This is a genomic window from Cohaesibacter marisflavi, from assembly GCF_963665895.2.
GTDB lineage: Bacteria > Pseudomonadota > Alphaproteobacteria > Rhizobiales > Cohaesibacteraceae > Cohaesibacter > Cohaesibacter marisflavi.
This window is the reverse complement of record NZ_OY762534.1, coordinates 2,152,605-2,171,420: the sequence shown is the minus strand read 5'-3', so window position 1 is coordinate 2,171,420 and position 18,816 is coordinate 2,152,605. Positions and strand designations below refer to the sequence as shown.

Genomic DNA, 18,816 nt, shown 5'->3' with positions numbered 1-18,816 from the left:
AACAGAGCGCGCACAAGAAGAAAGAGGGAAGGCTGAAGGAAATGTCTCGCCTCCCTCTCTATCATACACCGATTTAAAAAGTGCCGCGCACCGACCTTCGGATCATCTGCGCTCGGGTCAGTTGACCGGAGTTACCAAGGGCTTGCCGGCAAAATAGGCGGCAAGGTTGTCGAGCACCAGTTGCGACATGGCTCCGCGTGTTTCCACGGTGCCGCTGGCATTGTGGGGATGCAGCACAACATTGGGAATGGCGGCAAAGGCCGTGTCCGGAGTGGGCTCGTTGAGGAACACATCCAGCCCGGCGCTGCCAAGACGGCCGTCTTTCAGGCAAGCGATGAGTGCGGCTTCATCCACCACGCTACCACGGGCAATATTGATGAAGCTGCCTTCCGGTCCCAAAGCTTCCAGAACGGCCTCACTGATCATGCCTTCGGTTGCTGCGCCCCCGGGCATGGCGGCGATCAGCACATCGGCCCACTCGGCCATGGCAACCACATCTGCCATATAGCGATAAGCAACACCGGCCTGTTCATTTCGGCCATGATAGGCAATCTCAACGCCCATCGGCTCAAGGCGGGCGGCAATGGCCTTGCCGATGCGACCAAGGCCGACAATACCGACCTTTTTGGCCTTGATGGCGCGTGTGAGCGGAAAGGCCCCATCGCGGCCCCATGCGCCTGTGCGCACATAGGCGTCGCCTCTGACCAGATCACGTCTGACAGCGAGAAACAGACCCAGCGCCATATCTGCGACATCATCGGTCAGCACGTCTGGCGTGTTGGTTGCCTTGACGCCCTGTTCGGTGCAGGCCTCCACGTCTATGGCATCATATCCGACGCCGGAAGAAGACACGACTTTGAGATTGGGCAGGAAGGCCAGCTGCGCGCGGGTGATGCCGCGTCCACCATTGGTCACCACAGCAACAATCTTTTCGCCCACTTCGGCCAGAAACGCATTCTTGTCTTCGGCCAGATCATATCGATGAAGAGTGTAGGTCGCTTCGAGCTGTTTCTGTTGGTCTGGGCGAAGGGGAACAATTACAAGAACGTCCGGTTTCATGGGCGCGAGATCCTTGATCGGTTGGGCCGACACATCTTTATCATTTTCGCGAAAAAGGCGAGCTGCCATCAATAAGGCGAGGAGAGGGAGATAAAGGGTGACAAAAGACAGATAAAATCGATTGGCTTTAGCCTTAAAGGCCATGTGTGGCGAGTTTAGCGAAAGAGGCTGTGGCCTGCAAACCTCCTTCCGCAAGTTTTCCTCCCTGTTGACCACTTTGAAGAACAGAGCCTTGAGACGGTGCGCGGCGCCCTGCCGCATGTGTGGCGACATTTTGTGCGCTTCGCACCCTTGGCTTGCGCAGCCTTTCGATGTAGCACCATAAGAGGTGTTTTTTGCCAAGCCCGCGTGGCCCTGAGCCGCAAGCGCAGCGGGTTTTGCAAAAAGGCAGACAGATTGCCCGATGGGCTGCAACAGAGGCAAGAGCAAGACAATGGATCATGAATTAAAGACCGTGGCAGGCAAACGCATTCTCTATGTCATGGCGGTGGACGCTGAATATGGGGATCACCTGAAGGCGAAAATCGTGCCTCTGATGATCGGCGTGGGGCCGGTGGAAGCAGCGATCAACGTATCGTCTTTCCTGTCCCGTCTGGTCGCCACAGACCAGAAGCCCGATCTTGTGGTGTCTCTTGGTTCGGCAGGGTCCGCATCGCTGGAGCAGACCGAGGTCTATCAGGCAACTGCCATCAGCTATCGCGATATGGACACGTCGCCCCTCGGCTTTGAAAAGGGCAAGACCCCGTTTGTCGATTTGCCGGTCAAGGTGCCGATGCCCTTCACCATTCCCGACGTCAAGGAAGCAACGCTTTCAACGGGCGGCAACATCGTCTCCGGCGCTGCCTATGATGGTATCGATGCGGATATGGTGGATATGGAGAGCTTCGCTGTGCTCCGCGCCTGTATGTATCATGATGTGCCCATGATCGGCCTGCGCGGCATTTCCGATGGCAAGAAAGAGCTGACCCACGTCAATGACTGGACCGAATATTTGCATGTTGTCGATGAGAAGCTCGCCCATGTGGTGGGCCAGTTGGAACGGGCAATCAACTATGGCCTGATCCGTCTGTAGTCTGCTTTGAGCATGACCAATGCAAAGGCGCGCAAAGGGAGGCCATTGCGCGCCTTTATCTATCAGATGAGATGATGTGCGCCGTATCAGTCCAGATTGAGGGCGGTCGCCGGTCGTTTGCCTGAAAGCGCCGTCAGCACATTCTCCACCGAGGCAACGGCAATACGCCGCATGGCTTCTTCGGTCGCCCCGCCCAGATGAGGCGCAAGGATGACACGATCTGACCGGCCAAGGGCGCCCAGAGGCGCGTCTTCTTCATAGACATCCAGACCGGCCGCAAAGAGGTGTCGCTTGTCAAGCGCATCAAGCAGGGCAGCTTCATCCACCAGACCGGCGCGGGCCGTGTTGACCAGAATGGCACCCGGCTTGACGAGCGCAAGGCTGTCCTTGTTGATCATATGCCTTGTTTCGGGGCGCAGGGGCGTGTGCAGCGAAATGAGGTCTGCCTCCGCCAACCCGGCTTCCAGTGAGCTGGCCCGCTCGAAGTCTCCCAGATCCTTGACCCTTGGGGAATGCACCAGCACGCGCATGTCGAGTGCGCCACGCAGCATCTTGCCAAGGCGGGAACCCGTATGACCCCAGCCGACGACGAGAGCTGTCTTGCCCTGTAACTCAAGGGTCTGGTTGCGATCGCGGAAGCCGAAGCGTCCAGCGCGTTCTTCCCTGTCGGCGGCGGGAAGCAGACGGGCGGCAGAAAGGGCAAGGCCCAACGCCAGCTCCGAGACCGATTGCGCATTGGCGCCGGGGGTGTTGCACACCAGAACGCCGTGACGGGTGGCAGACTCTTTGTCGACCGCATCATGGCCGGCCCCATGCACGACGACAACCTTCAGTTTGTCGGCGGCGGCAAAGGCTTGTTCGGTAAAGCCGGCATTGCGGGTGATGCAGGATTCGCATCCCGGCGCCAGCGCGGCGACAGTATCCATGGACGGATCAGGGCAAATGACGGGCTCTATGCCATTCTGGCGCAGGAGCTCTAGGCCTTCCTCATGGACAGGCTGGACAATAAGACACTTCATGGTTGGTGCTTTTCTTGTTTTTGTGATGGATCAGCTTTGAATATACAGGAACATCCCGCCAATCAAGATCAGGCAGATGAGAAGGGCAAGGGCTTTGTCTCTGGTATCCCTGTCAAATCGGGCTGCGCGCTGGTTTATCGCATCTTGGCGCGAAGCCCTATGATAGGAAGCCTTGCCCTTACGATAGGCGTCCGAGAGCTCCGCGGTGTGGGGAGCGAGATCCAGATCTGGAGGCGTTTCGGGCATGGCTTCGGTCCTTTACGGCATCGGCTCTAGCTTAGCGGCAAGTCGCGATAGCGATTGAGCACGGCCCCATCATAGCCGTCAAACACATGATGACCTTCGGGCACATGCAGCAGATGTTGCATACCGGCACGCTTGGCCGCTTCGATGCCCACTTCGCTATCTTCTACCACGAGGCAGTTTTCCGGCGCATACCCCATGGTCTTGGCAGCATGAAGAAACAGGCCCGGCTCCGGCTTCCAACTTTTCACGACATAGGAGCTGAAAATCCGGTCCTCAAAATGCGGCAACAGGCCGGTAAGGCCGAGCGAGTGGCGCATCTTCTTGATCGGACCGGCCGAGGCAATGCATTTGGGTGTTTTAAGCGCTGGAACCACGTCGAGAACATCGGGAAACGCTTGCAAACCGGCTTCAAACAGCTCTGCCACATGGGCGCGATAGGTGGTCTCGTAGTCCTCAGCCAGCTTGTGACCAACCCGGCCTTCCATCGCTTCGACAATCTTGTGGAACTGGAAGCCGCGCAGATTCGCAACCATATAGTTCACATCCCAGTCAAGGTCCGGCACGGTATCGCAATAGCCTTGCAGGGACAGGATTTCACTGTCAACCAGAGTGCCATCCAGATCGAAAATCACGCATTGAATGCGGTTAAGGTCCAGCTGTTTCATGGGGTTTTGTCTTTCTTATGAGGCGGGGAATGCGGGGGGTAGCATGATTGTGATGAGCTTTATCATAGATATTTGTCATACCAAACATGCGATTTGGATCATGGTCCGGCGCTTGTGGATGCGGACGAACTCGTTTAGAGTTCCTTTAAAGTAAGAATAACAAAAATTATCCGCTAAGGAGCTGTTTCATGTCTTCGAACACTATTGCTAGCGCAGGAGTCTCCCGGCTCAGACTGTTTCGTGAAGTTTATCTGGCCCTCGTATGCTTCCTGTTTGCGCCGACAGCCTGTGGCTGCCCTTGTAACAAGTAAGACGTAAGGCGCTGCCCGGGCGCCTGCTGCTTATATAAGTTGTCTGACCGACACTGACAAGGAGCCGGCCAGGTCTCCCCTCTCGCCAACGCGAATCGAGTCCAATCCCATCCATTGCGCCATCAACGCAAGCTCTTGTGCCAGAGCTTCGGCCACTTTGCCTTGGTCGATGCGCGCTTCTCCATGGGCGGCAAACACTTCAAGGACCGACTCCTGTCGATTGGCCTTGAGGTCCAGCCGGGCTACAATACTGTCTCCCATCAGGAAGGGCAGCACATAGTAGCCGAACTGCCTTTTCTCCTTTGGTACATAGATTTCAATGCGATAGCGGAAATCAAACAGGGCCTCGGCGCGATCTCTATACCAGATTAGGGAATCAAAAGGCGCCAGCAGGGCTCGACAGGTGGCGCGGGCAGGAAGCTGTGCGTCTTTATAGATATAGGTTGGTGCGTCCCAGCCTTGCACGGACACTGGCTCGATGATGCCTTCTTCCAGGAGAGTATCAAGCGCCTTGCGGGCTTCCGCAGTGGGCAAGCGGAAATAGTCTCGCAAGCATTTCTCCGTTCCGATGCCGTGTGATTTCGCCGCCAGTGCCATGAGCTGGCGATGGGCCGTAGCTTCGTCGAGCGCAGGGGCTTCAAGATAATCTGAGGGAATGACACGCTCTGGCAAATCATAATAGCGGGTGAAGCCCTGCCGTCCGGCAGCCACGATATGGCCGCACCAGAACAGGAATTCCAGCGCGATCTTGCTGTCATTCCAGCCCCACCATGCCCCGGAGCGTCCACCCCGTTTTTCCAGATCCGAGACACATAATGGTCCGCGATCCGCGATATCCTTGAGGATCGTTTCAAGCACTTGCGGGTTTTCTTTGGCATAGCGGGAAAGCTTGCCCCAGACGCCTTGATGCTGACAGGCCCGTTCCATGCGCCATTTGAGCGCCGGATAGAGGCTGACCGGCATTACCGAGGCTTCATGCCCCCAATATTCGAAATAGGCCTTCTTTTCTGCACTCTTTGGGCCAGAGACATCATGCAGAAGCCGGTCAACGGCTGCCTTGTCATAGGCGCCAAAGCGCGCGAACAGCGTCAGATAGTGTGCCCGATCCAACACATTCACAGAGTCGATTTGCAATAAAGTGAGCTGATCGAACAGGGAAGCCAGATGGCGCCGGTCGATGCGCTTGAGCCCCCGCCGTTGGGGCAGAAAGCCCTGAGCTTTGAGGGCTATACGTCTTGCCTGGGCTTTCGAAAGGCTTTGCTCTGTCATATGACCGCCGCGAACTGTTTGGATTAATTGAAGATTCGGATATTTGCCACTCTGGGGTAAGAAACGTAATGCGCAACGGGAAAGCTGCAGGTTGCACCCACAGGCAAAAAGCATTGCGTTCAGTCAAAAAGTTGAATAAATCGCATAATTCGTCCCGTACTCCAGCGGATGGTCTTGGTCCTGATAGATTGCTGAGATACTCTCCCAAAGAATGGGTTCCACCTCCGTCTCAAACGACATCCGACGGATGCCCAGTGGATCATAGGAAGGAATTACCACAATGTCATTGCTGAAAAGCTGGTTGATCCCCGGTGCCCTGGCAGTCGCAGCTGTTGCCGGGCTGTCCCTGTATGGCGAAACCGAGAAGATCGAAGCAGACCTGACCGGACGTGCCCTTGCGGTTCTGGAACAAAGGGATATGGACTGGGCGAAAATCACATTCCACGGTCGTGACGCCACCTTGACCGGCATTGCTCCTGAAGTGGGGGCCGCTGAAGAAGCGAGCGCGTTGTTGCTGACCGAATGGGGCGTGCGTGTCGTCAAGGACAAGACCGATCTTCTGGCTGCGCAAAGCCCCTATACATGGGGCCTATCCCGGCAGGGGAGTGAGCTGACAATGATCGGCTATTTGCCTTATTACGAGTTGAAAAAGGCGCCATCCACTATCAAGGCCACCATCTCTGATGCCGAGCTTGAAATGAGCAGTGTGGAAGCGGCGCGCGGCGCACCAGAAGAAATTGCCGCTGCAGTCAAGCTCGCCACTGCGCTTCTGGCCGACCTGCCTGAAGGCAAGGTCATGCTGATCGATGACAAGCTGACCATTTCCGGTTCGCTTCTAAATGAGGTCGATGGAGAGGGCCGCTATAACCGGCTCCAACAGACCATCGATAATGCGGATCTTGGCTCAATCGCTGTCAATGTCCAGATATCGGAGCCCCTATCTGAAAGTCAACCGGACGCCGAAGAGCTGCCGGACAGCAGCGATGCTAAGCCCGGCTCGATCGAACCTGACACGCTTCAGCAATAGTCCATAAGGAGTTTGAAAATGGGATATCTTATTGCAAATCTCTATCCATTGCTCCTGTTGGGAGTTGTTCTGGGCGCGGCCATTGGCTGGTTTGCTTGTGAACCGCAAGATCAAGATAAAGCGAAAGACTGAGGGAGAGGGCCATGACCGTTCTTATCGGGCAGGAATTGCTGCTCATCATTCTCGCCGTGATCTTTGGTGCCTTGCTGGGCTGTGCCCTGAGGGCCTTTCTGGCCAGCCAACCGGGACAGGATCTGGCCAATCGGGCTGAAGCTCTCTATGACCCGGCCGCGGCGGCTGCGCGTAGAGCATCAGAAGAGTTTCCGCTTTCCGCAGCCGAAGAAGGCAATCGGGCGACTGATGCCGATGCCGCTTCCCTTTCTTCTGTCTCCCTTACTGGCGCTCCCGTGCCTGATGGGCGCGAAGAGCCGCTGCCTCAGGAGCAGAGCGTTATTCCGGTTGAAGTGGTTGCCACTGTCATTGACGAGGAAAAACCCAAGGGCGCCAAGCCGAAGAAAGGCGGGCCCGTCGACACGAGCGTCGACCCCACTTTAGTCGCCGAAGGCATGGCCGGCGAAGGACTTGTGGATGCCCCTTCAGATACGGACCAGCCAGAGGGCGTCAAGCCCAAAGCGCTTGAATCCCCCAGAGATGGCAAAGCCGACGATCTTAAAAAGATCAAGGGGGTTGGCAAGGTCATCGAAGGCAAGCTCAACAATCTGGGAATCTACCATTTTGACCAGATCGCCCGCTGGACCGATGCTGAAGCGACATGGGTATCGTCCATCCTCGACTTCAAGGGACGCATAGAACGCGAAAACTGGATCGCTCAGGCGCGCGAAATCATCGGGCCAGATGCAATACCTGTCGACATTGACGAAGCTGATGAAGATGCAGTGGCTGCAGCCGGTGCCGTGCCGGTAGAGGTTGTCGAAGCAGAGGCAGAGCCTGTGGATGTGGACGCTGAAGAGGAAAAGATCGAGCAGGTTCTGGCCACCTTGCCAGAAGGGGCGTCGGCAAAGGAAAAAGCCGAAGCTGTTGGGTCCAAACCCGCTCTGCTTTCTGGCCCGCGCGATGGAAAGCCCGACGATCTCAAGCAGATCAGGGGTATTGGCCGGGTGATCGAAACCAAGCTCAATGATCTGGGCATCTATCATTTTGACCAGATAGCAGACTGGTCTCGCGAAGAAGCCCACTATGTTTCGACCTTCCTCAGCTTCAAGGGGCGCATCGACAGGGAAAATTGGATTGCCCAAGCCAAGCTTCTGGCGTCCGGTCAGGCAACAGCCTTTTCCATTCGCGTGTCCAAAGGGCAGGTGGAAAGCTCTCGAGGCTGAGTCGAAAAGAAGACCCGGCCTTGTGCAATTGAGAAGAAAAGCGCGGCATCAGCCCGCGCTTTTTTATTACCTGGCCATGATGGGTAACGCCATAGATAGAGAAAAATACCTTGTAAAAAATACCTAATTACCTGAGAAAAAAGGATAAATGGCAGTTTTGGACAGGTGGTACACCAGCATTTAGTTTAGTCTTGTATGAAATTTTTACTTGCGCAATGATTGATTTACCCTTGCCCCATAACCTCTGGGTGAAGAAAAATGAGGCCAGAGGGTTGACCATTGATAGGCATCCTTTTTGAAAAGGCTCTGGATTTCTATGGGGCCAGAGCAAAGAGAAACAGCGCCGAACTCATAAGGGCGCAATACCAGATCTGTACCCGCCAGCTGCCGCTGGTTTATACGATATTGCTGAGCAGCATTTGGGGCGTAGCTCTGACAAGCAGGGCTGTGGCTCCGGCCTGGCTGGTTTATGGCTCGCCGGTCGTTTTCACCTTTGTCTTTACTGCGCGCATTCATCACTGGTTCAACGCCCGATCCGAATTTGAGACCGTGGAACGCTGCAGACGAGCCATGGCGCAGATCAAGCTTCTTGGCGCGGCGCTCCCCATTTTCTTTACTGCTTGGGCCTTGTCTCTGTTTGAATATGGGGACCATGTCATTCGGGTCAACATCTCCTATTTCATGGCTATTTCGGGAATCTGTATTGTCGTTTTCATGATGCATCTGCGGATTGCCGCCTATCAGGTGGCAATGTTCGTCTACATTCCGCTGGTCATCCGCCTGTTACTGACCGGAGACAGCGCCCTGATGACCATGGGGGTGAACCTGTTGATTGCTGCAGCTTTGCTGGTGGTGGTGGTCTATGTTCAGTCCAGCCATTTCCGCAATGCAGTGAAGTCAGAAGTCGCCCTGCAACGGGCCAGCGAGCATAACCGGACGCTGGCCAATCTCGATAGTCTCACCAGCCTGCCAAACCGGCGTCTGTTTTTTGATAATCTCAATAGGGAAATCGCCCTTGCACAAGAGAATAGGCGGCGGCTGGCTGTCGGCATTCTGGATCTGGATGGCTTCAAGGCCGTGAATGATCTGCACGGGCACACTATTGGCGATTTGTTGCTACAGAATGTGGCTGAACGGCTCAAAAGGCTGGTCGGAGGGGATATCTTGGTGTCACGCCTCGGCGGAGACGAATTTGCGCTGCTCATCAAGACACGCAATTCCGACGCTGAATTGCTGCTGCTGGGAGAGCAGATCTGTGCTGTGCTCCGCGCGCCTTTTCTCATCGAAGAGGGGCGCATCAGCATTTCCGCTTCGGTTGGTTACGCGGTCTATCCCGATGTCGCCAAAACAGCGCATGATTTATATGAATGCGCCGACTATGCTCTCTATCAGAACAAGAGAAACAACAGGGGCTGTCCCAGCCTGTTCGCCAAAGAGCAGGCCACAGAGCTCGAACAGCGCGGCCTGATCGAGCAAGCCATTCGCTCGGCAAATCTAGACAAGGAACTCAGCGTCTATTTTCAGCCCATCGTCGAAGTGTCTTCCGGTCGCATTGCCGCCTTTGAGGCTCTGGCTCGTTGGCACAGTCCGCAGGTTGGTCAAGTCGCCCCTTCGGTCTTCATCCCCATCGCAGAACAAAGTGGCCGGATTTGTGAAATCACCCACACCCTGCTGGCCAAGGCCTTGTCCGAAGCCGCCAACTGGCCGCACGATATCAAGCTTTCCTTCAACCTGTCCGCGCTTGATGTGAGCGCAGCGGAGCGCACCCTGAAGCTGGCCTCCATTGTCATGCGTAGTGATGTTGATCCGCGCCGGATTGATTTTGAAATCACCGAAACCGCCGCCATGGGCCGGGAGAGCGAAGTACAAGCCTCTATCGCGGATCTCCGGGCGCTCGGCTGCGGCATTTCACTGGATGATTTTGGTACCGGTTTTTCGAGCCTGAGCCAGTTGCACGCCCTGCCACTGACGACCATCAAGATAGATCGGAGTTTTGTGAGCGACCTAGACAAGAATGAATCGGGCTACAAAATTGTCAAATCCCTACTCTCGCTCAGCCGCGACATGGGCGTGGAATGTATTGTTGAAGGCGTGGAAACGACTGCCGAGCTGGATATGATCAAACGGCTCGGAGGGCGGCTTGTGCAGGGCTACCTCTGGTCAGCGCCGGTTCCTGCCGAACAGGTCGGCGTGCTGATCGCCAAGCATGAACAAACATGCCTGTTCCTCGCCCCCATGGAGCGGGCAAAAGGACAGGAGAGGGCTCCCCTGTCCTAAATTTTTTAAGGGCAAGTGCCCGAAACTCACCGTCAGGCGTGCAGATAGCGCTCAACCAGACGTGCCCAGAGCGCTGCTCCGACCGGCAACATCTCGTCAGAGAAATTGAATTTCGGGTTATGCAGAGCCGCTGACTCTTCCCCATTGCCCACGCGAATGAAGCAGCCCGGCTTATGCGCCAGATAATGGGCGAAGTCTTCACTGCCAGAACTGATCGGGAACTCGGCGATATTCTCTTCGCCCACCAGCTCCAGCGCCACTTCCTTGGCAAACGCCATTTCCTTGGTGGAGTTGACCACTACCGGCAGCCCGTGCGGAATATCCACCTTGGCCGTTGCTCCAAACCCTTCTGCGATGGATTGGGACATCTCGATGATGCGCTTTTTGGCATGATCGCGCACGGTCTGGTCAAAGGTTCGCAAAGTGACGCGCATCAGGACCTCTTCGGGAATGACGTTCGGAGCATTGCCGCCATGGATCGCACCGATGGTGATGACGGCAGGCTGGAACGGATCGATGTTGCGCGACACGATGGTCTGCAGGCCAATGGCGATATGGCAGGCGGTTACCACCGGATCTACGGTTTCCTGCGGGCGAGCCCCATGGCCACCTTTGCCGCGCACGGTGATGTCTATCATGTCGGCGCCGGCCATGGCCGGTCCATCGCGCAGCATGATCTGCCCAACCGGAGCACCGGGATGGTTATGCAGGCCATAGATGCAGTCAAACGGGAAGCGTTCCAGAAGCCCGTCTTCGATCATCTTTTCTGCGCCACTTTTGACCGGGCTTTCCTCGGCTGGCTGGAAAATGAGATTGACGGTGCCGTCGAATTTCTTGGTGCGAGCGAGATATTCCGCTGTACCCATCAGCACAGCCGTATGGCCATCATGGCCGCAGGCATGCATGACGCCTGCATTCTTGCTGGCATAGGCTAGGCCGGTTTCCTCGGTGATCGGCAGGGCATCCATATCGGCGCGAATGGCAATGCTCTTGGTACCTTCCCCTACTTTGAGTCGCGCCACGATACCGTGTCCGCCAACATTTTCGGCAACCTCATAGCCCCAGTCCTTGAGTTTGCCAGCCACAAAGGCTGCGGTTTCGGATTCCTGATGCGACAGTTCGGGATGCTGGTGAATATGCTGCCGGTTGGCAGCCATCTCTTCTTTTTTGTCTTCAAAATCAGAAAGGGAAGCAAAATCGTTGCTCTGATCCATGAAAGGTTCCTTTTATTGGTATTGAGGGCAGGGGCCGAGGCGGGGTGGATCGAACCGACGCTGCCTGATCTGGAAGGGTTTATGGTGCTGGACACCATCCCATGGAGTTGCACATTACAACAAAATGAGTAAGAAGAAACACCGACAATCTTGCATTGCTGATTTTAGTCAGGTTTTGAACAGACCGTCCTCAAGGGCCGTGACGCATTCTGCGATGAAGAGCGACTCATACAGAAAAAGCCGGAGACTGGCTCCGGCTCTGGTTTGGCATAGACAATGGATCATCTGCTGGCAGCAGAAAAGATCAGGCCTTCACGGCCAGTCGGCCATCAAGCTTGGCACCATTAGCCTCTGTTATGACCTTCTGCTCGCGGATGAAGGCGATCACCTCGTTGCGATAGACAAGACCGGTATGGTCATAGTCCAGCTTGCGCAGATCAAAGCTCGGGATGTCACCTGCGACGCCACCGGAAATCGGCTTGCCGTTCCAGGTTTCACCATAGGCACCAAAGGCAATGTAGCTGTTGATCGCGAGGGTGAATTTTTTGTCCAGAACCTCTTCGATCGGCTGGCCATTGAGCGTGATATTGACGGCCTTTGCGGATTTGGCATCTGCGCCCAGAGCGATTTCATAGCGAATGCCCGAAGAGAAATGTAGGAAGCCGCGCGAGACGAAGCCATTCAGGTCTACATCCTTCGCTTCTTCGGGGCGGAGCAGGCGCACCGCATTGTTGTTGAGCATGTCGCGCAACTGAGCACCGGTCATGGTGGCCACATGAATGGCGTCGGCATAAGGCATCACGTCATACCAGGCCTTGAAGGACAAAGGCCCCTTTTCCACGCCGGCCGATAGGCCCGTCGCATTGAAGAGAGCAAAATCCACCTTGCCGCCGGGGAAGGTCTCCGAGCGCGCCACCACGGCATCATTCATGAAGTTGCCAAGAGCACTCTCGCCGATATAGCGGCTGGCGATGGTGACCTCACGACCTAGGGTATCCGCTTCCACCATGCCGATGGTCTCGGCCAGCTTGCTGTCGAGCTGCTTGAGCAGCGGGCCGACCACGGTGTCTTCGAATGAGGCATCCCAGTCGCCTTCCTGCTGCAGGGAAGGATATTTCGGATCGTCGCTGGCAACACGCTTGTCGCTGGCCTTGATCGGATGCAGGGAAACCGAATTGTACCAATCCTTACGGCCCTGATGGGCGGCGATGGAAATGGCTATATCACCAAGGAACTTGCCGTGGGCTAGAGCCTGAGTGATGAGCACGCCGTCCTTGAGGTTGTTCTCGTCAATGCCGGACTCATTGAGTTTGGTGTGCGTATGGCCGCCAACCACAACAATCGGCTTTTCGCTCAACTCGCCTGCAATCTTGGCAATGGCAAAGTCTCCGTCGCCAATGTCACGCGCTGTGGCTGCCTTGCCGGATTTATGCTGCCCGATGCCATAGCCGCAGTGGGAAAGAATGACGACCACATCGGAGATTTCGGAGACGGCTGGCAGCAGGTTGGAAAGCGCTGTCACCGGACGATCAACCGCGAGGGTCGGATCGTTTGGCTGGCCGACGCGGGTGTCGATGTTGGTGGTGAGGCCAATGAGCCCGACGCGCAATCCATTGATGTCAGCGACAGCTGCGGCGGTGTAGTCTTCATCACGCTTCATATAGCCCGACGAATACACGTTGGCGGAAAGCAGCGGGAAGGTCGCATCCGTATCCTTGCCCTTTTTGAGCAACTCGGCGCCACGGTCGAATTCATGGTTGCCCAGTGCGGCAATTTCGACACCGGCTGCACTATAGGCGCGATAGCTGGCGTCAGCGACGAATTCCTCAGGGCTCCAGCCCATCAACTCGTCAAAGATCGAGCCGGTGTGGTCATCGCCAGCGGAAACAAACAGCACAGCTTCATTCTCGGCTGCATTGGTGCGGGCTTCCTTGACCAGCTTGACCATCTGCGCAAGGCGGTGGGTGTCGCCCTTCTTGCCGTGCAGGTCGGTGATATGGTTATGCATGTCGTTGAAATGCAACACGCGCAGAACGCGGCGTTCGCCTTCTTGAAGGACGGGCGCCGGAACGGGGCTGCCATCTTCGGCCACGATGGTTTTGATCGGACCGCTGAGCGGATCGCCCTTCAAAAGGAACAGCTTGTCGATGATGCCGTTCGGGTTGGGCGTGGCGGGGACCAGCTGCAACTCGCCAGCCATGGGGGCGGCATTGGCGCGGAACGTCAGCATGGGGGAAAAAGCGGCGCTCGTGGCAATGGCGGCACTGCCGAGCAGAAGGGAGCGGCGTGACATGCTCGTGTGAGCATTGACGTCTTTGTTGGACATTGTCGATCTCTAGCAATTGAATTTTGAAAAAGCGGATAAGAGATCGCAAGATTTGTGCAGATGTGTTTCAGCGTCGTGACGGCTGCGTGGCAGTTTGGTGACACCGCTCGTAAGCGGCTGAAACCATGGCTTGGATAGGGACAGGAATCTGTGGACCGGCAGACAAAGCCAGGCAGCTTGAGCCAGATTGCTCGCTGACCGTTCGACGTCAGGCTGCCGCGCGCTTCAGTCTATCATTGATGGCTTCGCCCAGCCCTTCGTTGCTGATGGGGGCAACCGCAATGCAGGTCACGCCAGGCCGATCGAGCGCACGCAGAGAAGCAAAGAGCTTCTGCGCCGCTTCAAAACTGTCACCTGTTTCCGAAAGATTGACCACCTCTACAGCGAGGTCCGCATTGGTTGGCAAATTCGGCCCGAATGCCAAAAGGGCTTCCCCTTGCTGAATCTCTTTTGCATTGAGGCGTACGGCAACTGAGGGCGCATAATGGCTGGTCATCATGCCCGGAGAGCTTGGGGCCGTGTCGTCGGTGCCCGCACGGGCGAGAGGGCGCCCCAGCACAGCTTCCAACTGTTCAGCGGAAATGCCGCCCGGACGCAACAGCGTGGCCGGTACGCCGTCAACACAGAGAATGACGCTGGATTCCACGCCGACCCGACAGGCGCCTGTATCAGCGATCATGTCGATGCGGTCGGCCAGTTCTTCGGCCACATGGGCTGCCGTAGTCGGGCTCACGCGTCCTGAGCGGTTAGCGGATGGGGCGGCCAGCGGCTTGCCTGTTGCAAAGGCGAGAGAACGCATCAATGCCGAATCCGGAACCCGCAAGGCCACCGTATCAAGCCCTGCTGAGGTGAGATCCGCAATCGGGCTCTCCTCGCGCTTTTTAACGACAAGGGTCATCGGGCCGGGCCAGAAGGCGTTCGCCAATTTTAAAGCATCCTCATTGAACAGCCCGTGCCGCTGGGCAGCTTCAAGGCTTGGCAAATGCGAGATGAGCGGGTTGAAGCTTGGTCGGTTTTTGGCCTGATAGATGCTTGCGACCGCTTCGGCATTGGTGGCATCTGCCGCCAGCCCATAAACCGTTTCCGTCGGTACTGCGACCAGCCCGCCTTCAGCTAGGATCTTGCTGGCGCGCAAGAAGCCCGGATCCTTGGCAAGGGTAGCTCCCGGAGCGCCGGTTTGCGGGTTGATGTCGAAGTGAAGGGGCTGCCACTGGGCTGCTGGTCTGGTCATTGCTATCAATGCGGCTGGGCTATCAAAGGGTTGGAAAAGAAGTGCGCCTCTTTTAGAGGACTGAGGCGGCAACGTCCAGAGCTTCCTTGCAAGGGACCCATTTTGATCCCTGCTCATTGGTTAAGGCGTCGAGGAATAAAGAAAGGCCACCGGCAACCAAACTAAGGAGGAAGCTGCCGATGGCCTGACTTATGCCGCCCATCGGGATAGGATTGGGCGGCCTTCAGGGAACTCTGTCCTATTGGCCCATGGCCAAGACGAGATCAGTTGACCCCGACTTTGGCTTTACGCTCATTGTCATTGGCTGCAGTTGGAGCTGCAACTGATGCCGAGGCGGAAACTGCCGGTTTGTCAGGTGTCGCATCAGCATGCTTGATCTGCTGGCCGACGGTAACGATCAGCATCTTGGAGGGATCAAGCAGGCGTTTGGCTGCGCGTTTGGCATCATCCAGCGTAACCCCTTCGATATAGCTGTTGCGCTTGTCGAAATAGTCGATGCCCAGTTTTTCATTCTGGATACCAACCAGCTGGCGGGAAATCTTCGACGAGCTGTCAAAGCGCAAGGGATAGTTGCCAATGAGGAATTTCTTGGCTGAAGCCAGTTCTTCCTCGGTTGGGCCTTCATTGCCAAGGCGTTGGATTTCCTGCTTGACCAGCATCAGCGCCTGATCGGCATTTTCCGTGCGAGTGCCCATGCCTCCGGCCAGCATCTGCGCATGGTCATAATCAGTCAGATAGCTATAGACCCCATAGGCAAGGCCGCGCTTCTCGCGAATCTCTTCATAAAGACGCGAGGAGAAGGAGCCGCCGCCCAGAATATGATTGACCAGATAGGCTGCGAAAAAGTCGTCGTCATGGCGCTTGATGCCCGGCATGGCGAAGCTGATTTTGGTTTGCGGCGTAGCAAAATCAACGTGGAATTCACCCGTTTTGGAAATCTCGACATCGTCCACCGGCTGAAGTGTGCCACTTTCCGGCAGCGGCGCGAACACCTTGTCGAGCATTGCCTTGAGGCTTTCTGCATCAATGGCGCCGACAACGCCGATGGTGAGACCGTCTCGGGTCATCACATTCTTGTGCATGGCAACCAGATCGTCGCGGGTGATACGGGCCAGAGAGGCCTCTGTGCCGTTTGTGTCGCGACCATAGGGATGGCCCTCAAAGAGCGCATCCCGCATGGCTCGTGATGCGATGGCATCAGGGTCGGTCAGCTTGCGCTTGGCCGAAACGATCCATTGCGCACGCATGCGCTCAATCGGGTTTGCGTCGAAATGCGGAGCTTGCAGGGACTTGGCCAATAGATCGAAGGCGATGTCCTTGTTCGGCGTCAGGGTGCGCAGCGAACCATAGAAGCGGTCACGACCTGCATCGAAGCTGAGCTTGATGGCATTGTCTTCAAGGGCAGTCTGAAAGGCCTGACTGTCCATATCGGCTGCTCCTTCATCAAGCAGGCTGGAGAGCATGGCTGCTGTGCCGGCCTTGCCGTCCGCATCCTGCGCACTACCACCGGTGAAGGAAAAATCGATCGCGATGATGGGCACCGTGCTGTCTTCAACCAGCCATGCCTCGATGCCCTTGTCACTTACGACGCGCTGGATTTCAGTCGCGCGCGCATAGCCCCAACTGAGCATGATCAAAAGGCTGGTCAAAAGGGTCAGCATCAAGAGACGCGGAGCTGAAAGCTTGTTGCTTGGAGCCAAAGCAATTGCGCGAGCCTTTTTGCGGCGCGACTGAGCGATAGCATTCTGGATCTGTGCCTGGCGCAAGAGGGTGGCCTGTCGTCTGGTCATCTTGATCCTCCTATTCTGCAGTAGCGCTGGAAGGCGCCGCTTTGTCATTGGCAGCTGATGGTGTGCCCTCAGCTTGCGGTTTCGGCTTTGGCTGGCCCTGCGGTCGGGCCTGCGGATTCGGCACCTTCTGGGAAGCGCGTGGCGGATCCTTCGGATAGCTCATCTCTCTGGCTTTGGGGATGGCCTGATCCACATCGCTGCATTTTTTGTCGCCTTGCGCGCTGGAAGGCGTGATGCTGGCCCCCGGCGGCAACAGATAACCTGTCACGGACCGATGTGCCTGAAGATACTTATCGGCCACGGCCTTGATCTGCTCGGGAGTGACTTCAGCCAGATGCTCTGGCCATTTTCTCAACTCATCAAGAGATTGACCGGTAGAAAGGGCGGTACCGACGATTCGGGCCAATGCGGCCTGATTGTCCTGTGCATAGAAGGTCTGGGCCAGCAGAGAGCGTTTGGCGCGCGCCACTTCTTCTTCGCTCACCCCATCCTTGATGATCTTGTCGATCTCCGTGCGGATGCCCGCCAGCACATCGCCCACCGTATGGTCTGCTGCCGGGGTGCCGTAAAACAACATGCGCGTGTCATCGAGACCGGTGCCCTGATAATAGGCGCCAGCGGAGGTGGCGATTTTGTTGTCGATAACCAATGTCTTATAGAGGCGAGAATTGGTGCCTGAGCCAAGGATATAGCCGAGCAGGTCGAGGGCCTGGGCCTCTCCATTCTCAGCTGTGCTGTCAGATGGGGTGCCATAGGCCTGACGCACGCTGGCCTGATTGACCCGTTCATCAGTGAAGGTGAGGCTGCGTGCCGTGCGCTGGGGCGGTTCGTGCGGGCGAATCCGTGCTTCCGGTTCGGCACGCCGCTCGACCTTGCCATAGGTCTTTTGCGCCAAATCGCGCACTTCATCCTCAGAAATGTCACCCGCGACGATCAAAATTGCGTTATTGGGCGTGTAATATTCATTATACCAGTCAATCGCATCCTGCCGGTCGAGCTGTTCCATTTCATGCTCCCAGCCTATGACCGGAATGCCATAGGGGTGGTTGCGATAAAGCGCAGCATCAAGAGATTCACTCAACAGAGCGCTGGGATTGCTGTCTATGCGCATGGCGCGCTCTTCCAGAATGACCTTCAATTCCGGCTTTACCTGTTCGTCAGTGAGCTGCAGATTGGCCATGCGGTCGGCTTCCAGCTCCATCATCAAACCCAGATGTTGCTTGGCGACCCGCTGATAATAGGCGGTATAATCCTGAGTGGTAAAAGCATTCTCTTCACCGCCAAGAGACGCGACAATTTTGGAGAATTCGCCGTCCGGATGGGCTTTGGTGCCCTTGAACATCAGATGTTCAAGGAAATGCGCGATCCCTGAAATGCCGGGCTTCTCATCTGCTGCACCTGCCTTGTACCAGACCATGTGGGTGACCACCGGGGCGCGATGATCGGGAATCACCACCACCTGCATGCCGTTTTCCAGCCGGAAGGTGGAGAAATTCTGCCCGAACTGCGGCAACTCCGCCAGATTGGCTCCCATTGCCTGACCAAGCGTCGCCGATGGTGCGGCTGTGGCTTGCGCTGGGTTTTGGGAGGGCGTAAGCGCGGACTGGCTTGCCAGAGCTGCCGGGCCACTGCCAAGAAGGCTGCCAGTCATCAGCATGATCACCATGGAACGGTGGATCGAGCGATTCAATGAGAAAACCTGTCTTCGCATTCAAATCTCCAGTCTTTATTTTACGCGTCCACTTGCGGGAGCCTGTTATTCATCTCTGGCCGAGCACTGCACTCAATCGCGAAAGGCGCTTTAATCATCAGCTTTAAACTGTAAGCCTTACCAGAAGCAGACCTGTCGCAAACCTTTTGCCTAGGGCCTAAATCACAGTTGCGGCAAAGCTGTGGCAGGAAGACCATCAATCGCTTCGATATGCTTTCGTCCTCTTATAGCGATGCACATATGCCTGCGGATCTTTCAGTCT

At 56.3% G+C, this 18,816-nt stretch carries 14 protein-coding genes; 4 read left to right on the top strand and 10 right to left on the bottom strand.

What is annotated here, in order from left to right:
- Positions 1-117 precede the first annotated feature (117 nt).
- Complete coding sequence (locus tag ACKPCT_RS10955; RefSeq protein WP_090071262.1) at positions 118-1,059, bottom strand: 2-hydroxyacid dehydrogenase; 942 nt, start codon at positions 1,057-1,059, stop codon at positions 118-120.
- 433 nt (positions 1,060-1,492) lie between these two features.
- Between ACKPCT_RS10955 and ACKPCT_RS10950 the strand changes: the two genes are divergently transcribed.
- Positions 1,493-2,131, top strand: a complete 639-nt coding sequence (locus tag ACKPCT_RS10950; RefSeq protein ID WP_090071260.1) for a 5'-methylthioadenosine/S-adenosylhomocysteine nucleosidase — start codon at positions 1,493-1,495, stop codon at positions 2,129-2,131.
- A gap of 86 nt (positions 2,132-2,217) precedes the next feature.
- Here the strand turns inward: ACKPCT_RS10950 and ACKPCT_RS10945 are convergent, their stop codons facing one another.
- From ACKPCT_RS10945 to ACKPCT_RS10930, 4 genes are all read right to left on the bottom strand, one after another.
- A complete protein-coding gene (locus ACKPCT_RS10945) occupies positions 2,218-3,150 on the bottom strand; it encodes an NAD(P)-dependent oxidoreductase (RefSeq protein ID WP_319569208.1) in 933 nt (310 codons plus the stop codon).
- Between the two features lie 30 nt (positions 3,151-3,180).
- On the bottom strand, positions 3,181-3,396 hold the full coding sequence (locus tag ACKPCT_RS10940) for a hypothetical protein (protein ID WP_090070584.1): 216 nt from the start codon (positions 3,394-3,396) through the stop codon (positions 3,181-3,183).
- A gap of 26 nt (positions 3,397-3,422) precedes the next feature.
- A complete protein-coding gene (locus ACKPCT_RS10935; RefSeq protein ID WP_090070581.1) occupies positions 3,423-4,061 on the bottom strand; it encodes an HAD-IA family hydrolase in 639 nt (212 codons plus the stop codon).
- A gap of 341 nt (positions 4,062-4,402) precedes the next feature.
- Positions 4,403-5,641: a winged helix-turn-helix domain-containing protein gene (locus ACKPCT_RS10930; protein ID WP_319569207.1), complete on the bottom strand. Its 1,239-nt coding sequence runs from the start codon at positions 5,639-5,641 to the stop codon at positions 4,403-4,405.
- A 280-nt stretch (positions 5,642-5,921) separates the two neighbouring features.
- On the opposite strand from ACKPCT_RS10930, the gene ACKPCT_RS10925 reads away from it, so the two are divergent.
- The 3 genes from ACKPCT_RS10925 to ACKPCT_RS10915 all read left to right on the top strand — a co-directional run bounded on the left by ACKPCT_RS10925 (position 5,922) and on the right by ACKPCT_RS10915 (position 10,282).
- Complete coding sequence (locus ACKPCT_RS10925; RefSeq protein ID WP_319569206.1) at positions 5,922-6,668, top strand: hypothetical protein; 747 nt, start codon at positions 5,922-5,924, stop codon at positions 6,666-6,668.
- A gap of 143 nt (positions 6,669-6,811) precedes the next feature.
- Positions 6,812-8,005: a hypothetical protein gene (locus tag ACKPCT_RS10920; RefSeq protein ID WP_090070574.1), complete on the top strand. Its 1,194-nt coding sequence runs from the start codon at positions 6,812-6,814 to the stop codon at positions 8,003-8,005.
- 279 nt (positions 8,006-8,284) lie between these two features.
- Positions 8,285-10,282 (top strand): putative bifunctional diguanylate cyclase/phosphodiesterase, encoded by a 1,998-nt coding sequence (locus ACKPCT_RS10915; protein ID WP_319569205.1) that lies wholly within the window; start codon positions 8,285-8,287, stop codon positions 10,280-10,282.
- A gap of 32 nt (positions 10,283-10,314) precedes the next feature.
- On the opposite strand, the gene ACKPCT_RS10910 is transcribed toward ACKPCT_RS10915, so the two are convergent.
- The 5 genes from ACKPCT_RS10910 to ACKPCT_RS10890 form a co-directional block, all read right to left on the bottom strand.
- Entirely contained in the window at positions 10,315-11,496 is a 1,182-nt protein-coding gene (locus ACKPCT_RS10910; protein ID WP_090070571.1) for a M20 metallopeptidase family protein, read from the bottom strand.
- Positions 11,497-11,800: 304 nt separating this feature from the next.
- Complete coding sequence (locus tag ACKPCT_RS10905) at positions 11,801-13,822, bottom strand: bifunctional metallophosphatase/5'-nucleotidase (RefSeq protein ID WP_319569204.1); 2,022 nt, start codon at positions 13,820-13,822, stop codon at positions 11,801-11,803.
- 208 nt (positions 13,823-14,030) lie between these two features.
- On the bottom strand, positions 14,031-15,053 hold the full coding sequence (locus ACKPCT_RS10900) for an L-threonylcarbamoyladenylate synthase (protein ID WP_319569203.1): 1,023 nt from the start codon (positions 15,051-15,053) through the stop codon (positions 14,031-14,033).
- 263 nt (positions 15,054-15,316) lie between these two features.
- Positions 15,317-16,843, bottom strand: a complete 1,527-nt coding sequence (locus ACKPCT_RS10895; RefSeq protein ID WP_319569202.1) for a M16 family metallopeptidase — start codon at positions 16,841-16,843, stop codon at positions 15,317-15,319.
- Between the two features lie 10 nt (positions 16,844-16,853).
- A complete protein-coding gene (locus ACKPCT_RS10890; RefSeq protein WP_319569201.1) occupies positions 16,854-18,554 on the bottom strand; it encodes an insulinase family protein in 1,701 nt (566 codons plus the stop codon).
- Positions 18,555-18,816: the final 262 nt, after the last annotated feature.

What these genes read in the sequence shown, in the direction of transcription:
- ACKPCT_RS10955 (WP_090071262.1), bottom strand. Translation starts at nt 1,059, where the DNA reads ATGAAACCGGACGTTCTTGTAATTGTTCCCCTTCGCCCAGACCAACAG.
- ACKPCT_RS10950 (WP_090071260.1), top strand. Translation starts at nt 1,493, where the DNA reads ATGGATCATGAATTAAAGACCGTGGCAGGCAAACGCATTCTCTATGTC.
- ACKPCT_RS10945 (WP_319569208.1), bottom strand. Translation starts at nt 3,150, where the DNA reads ATGAAGTGTCTTATTGTCCAGCCTGTCCATGAGGAAGGCCTAGAGCTC.
- ACKPCT_RS10940 (WP_090070584.1), bottom strand. Translation starts at nt 3,396, where the DNA reads ATGCCCGAAACGCCTCCAGATCTGGATCTCGCTCCCCACACCGCGGAG.
- ACKPCT_RS10935 (WP_090070581.1), bottom strand. Translation starts at nt 4,061, where the DNA reads ATGAAACAGCTGGACCTTAACCGCATTCAATGCGTGATTTTCGATCTG.
- ACKPCT_RS10930 (WP_319569207.1), bottom strand. Translation starts at nt 5,641, where the DNA reads ATGACAGAGCAAAGCCTTTCGAAAGCCCAGGCAAGACGTATAGCCCTC.
- ACKPCT_RS10925 (WP_319569206.1), top strand. Translation starts at nt 5,922, where the DNA reads ATGTCATTGCTGAAAAGCTGGTTGATCCCCGGTGCCCTGGCAGTCGCA.
- ACKPCT_RS10920 (WP_090070574.1), top strand. Translation starts at nt 6,812, where the DNA reads ATGACCGTTCTTATCGGGCAGGAATTGCTGCTCATCATTCTCGCCGTG.
- ACKPCT_RS10910 (WP_090070571.1), bottom strand. Translation starts at nt 11,496, where the DNA reads ATGGATCAGAGCAACGATTTTGCTTCCCTTTCTGATTTTGAAGACAAA.
- ACKPCT_RS10905 (WP_319569204.1), bottom strand. Translation starts at nt 13,822, where the DNA reads ATGTCCAACAAAGACGTCAATGCTCACACGAGCATGTCACGCCGCTCC.
- ACKPCT_RS10900 (WP_319569203.1), bottom strand. Translation starts at nt 15,053, where the DNA reads ATGACCAGACCAGCAGCCCAGTGGCAGCCCCTTCACTTCGACATCAAC.
- ACKPCT_RS10895 (WP_319569202.1), bottom strand. Translation starts at nt 16,843, where the DNA reads ATGACCAGACGACAGGCCACCCTCTTGCGCCAGGCACAGATCCAGAAT.
- ACKPCT_RS10890 (WP_319569201.1), bottom strand. Translation starts at nt 18,554, where the DNA reads ATGCGAAGACAGGTTTTCTCATTGAATCGCTCGATCCACCGTTCCATG.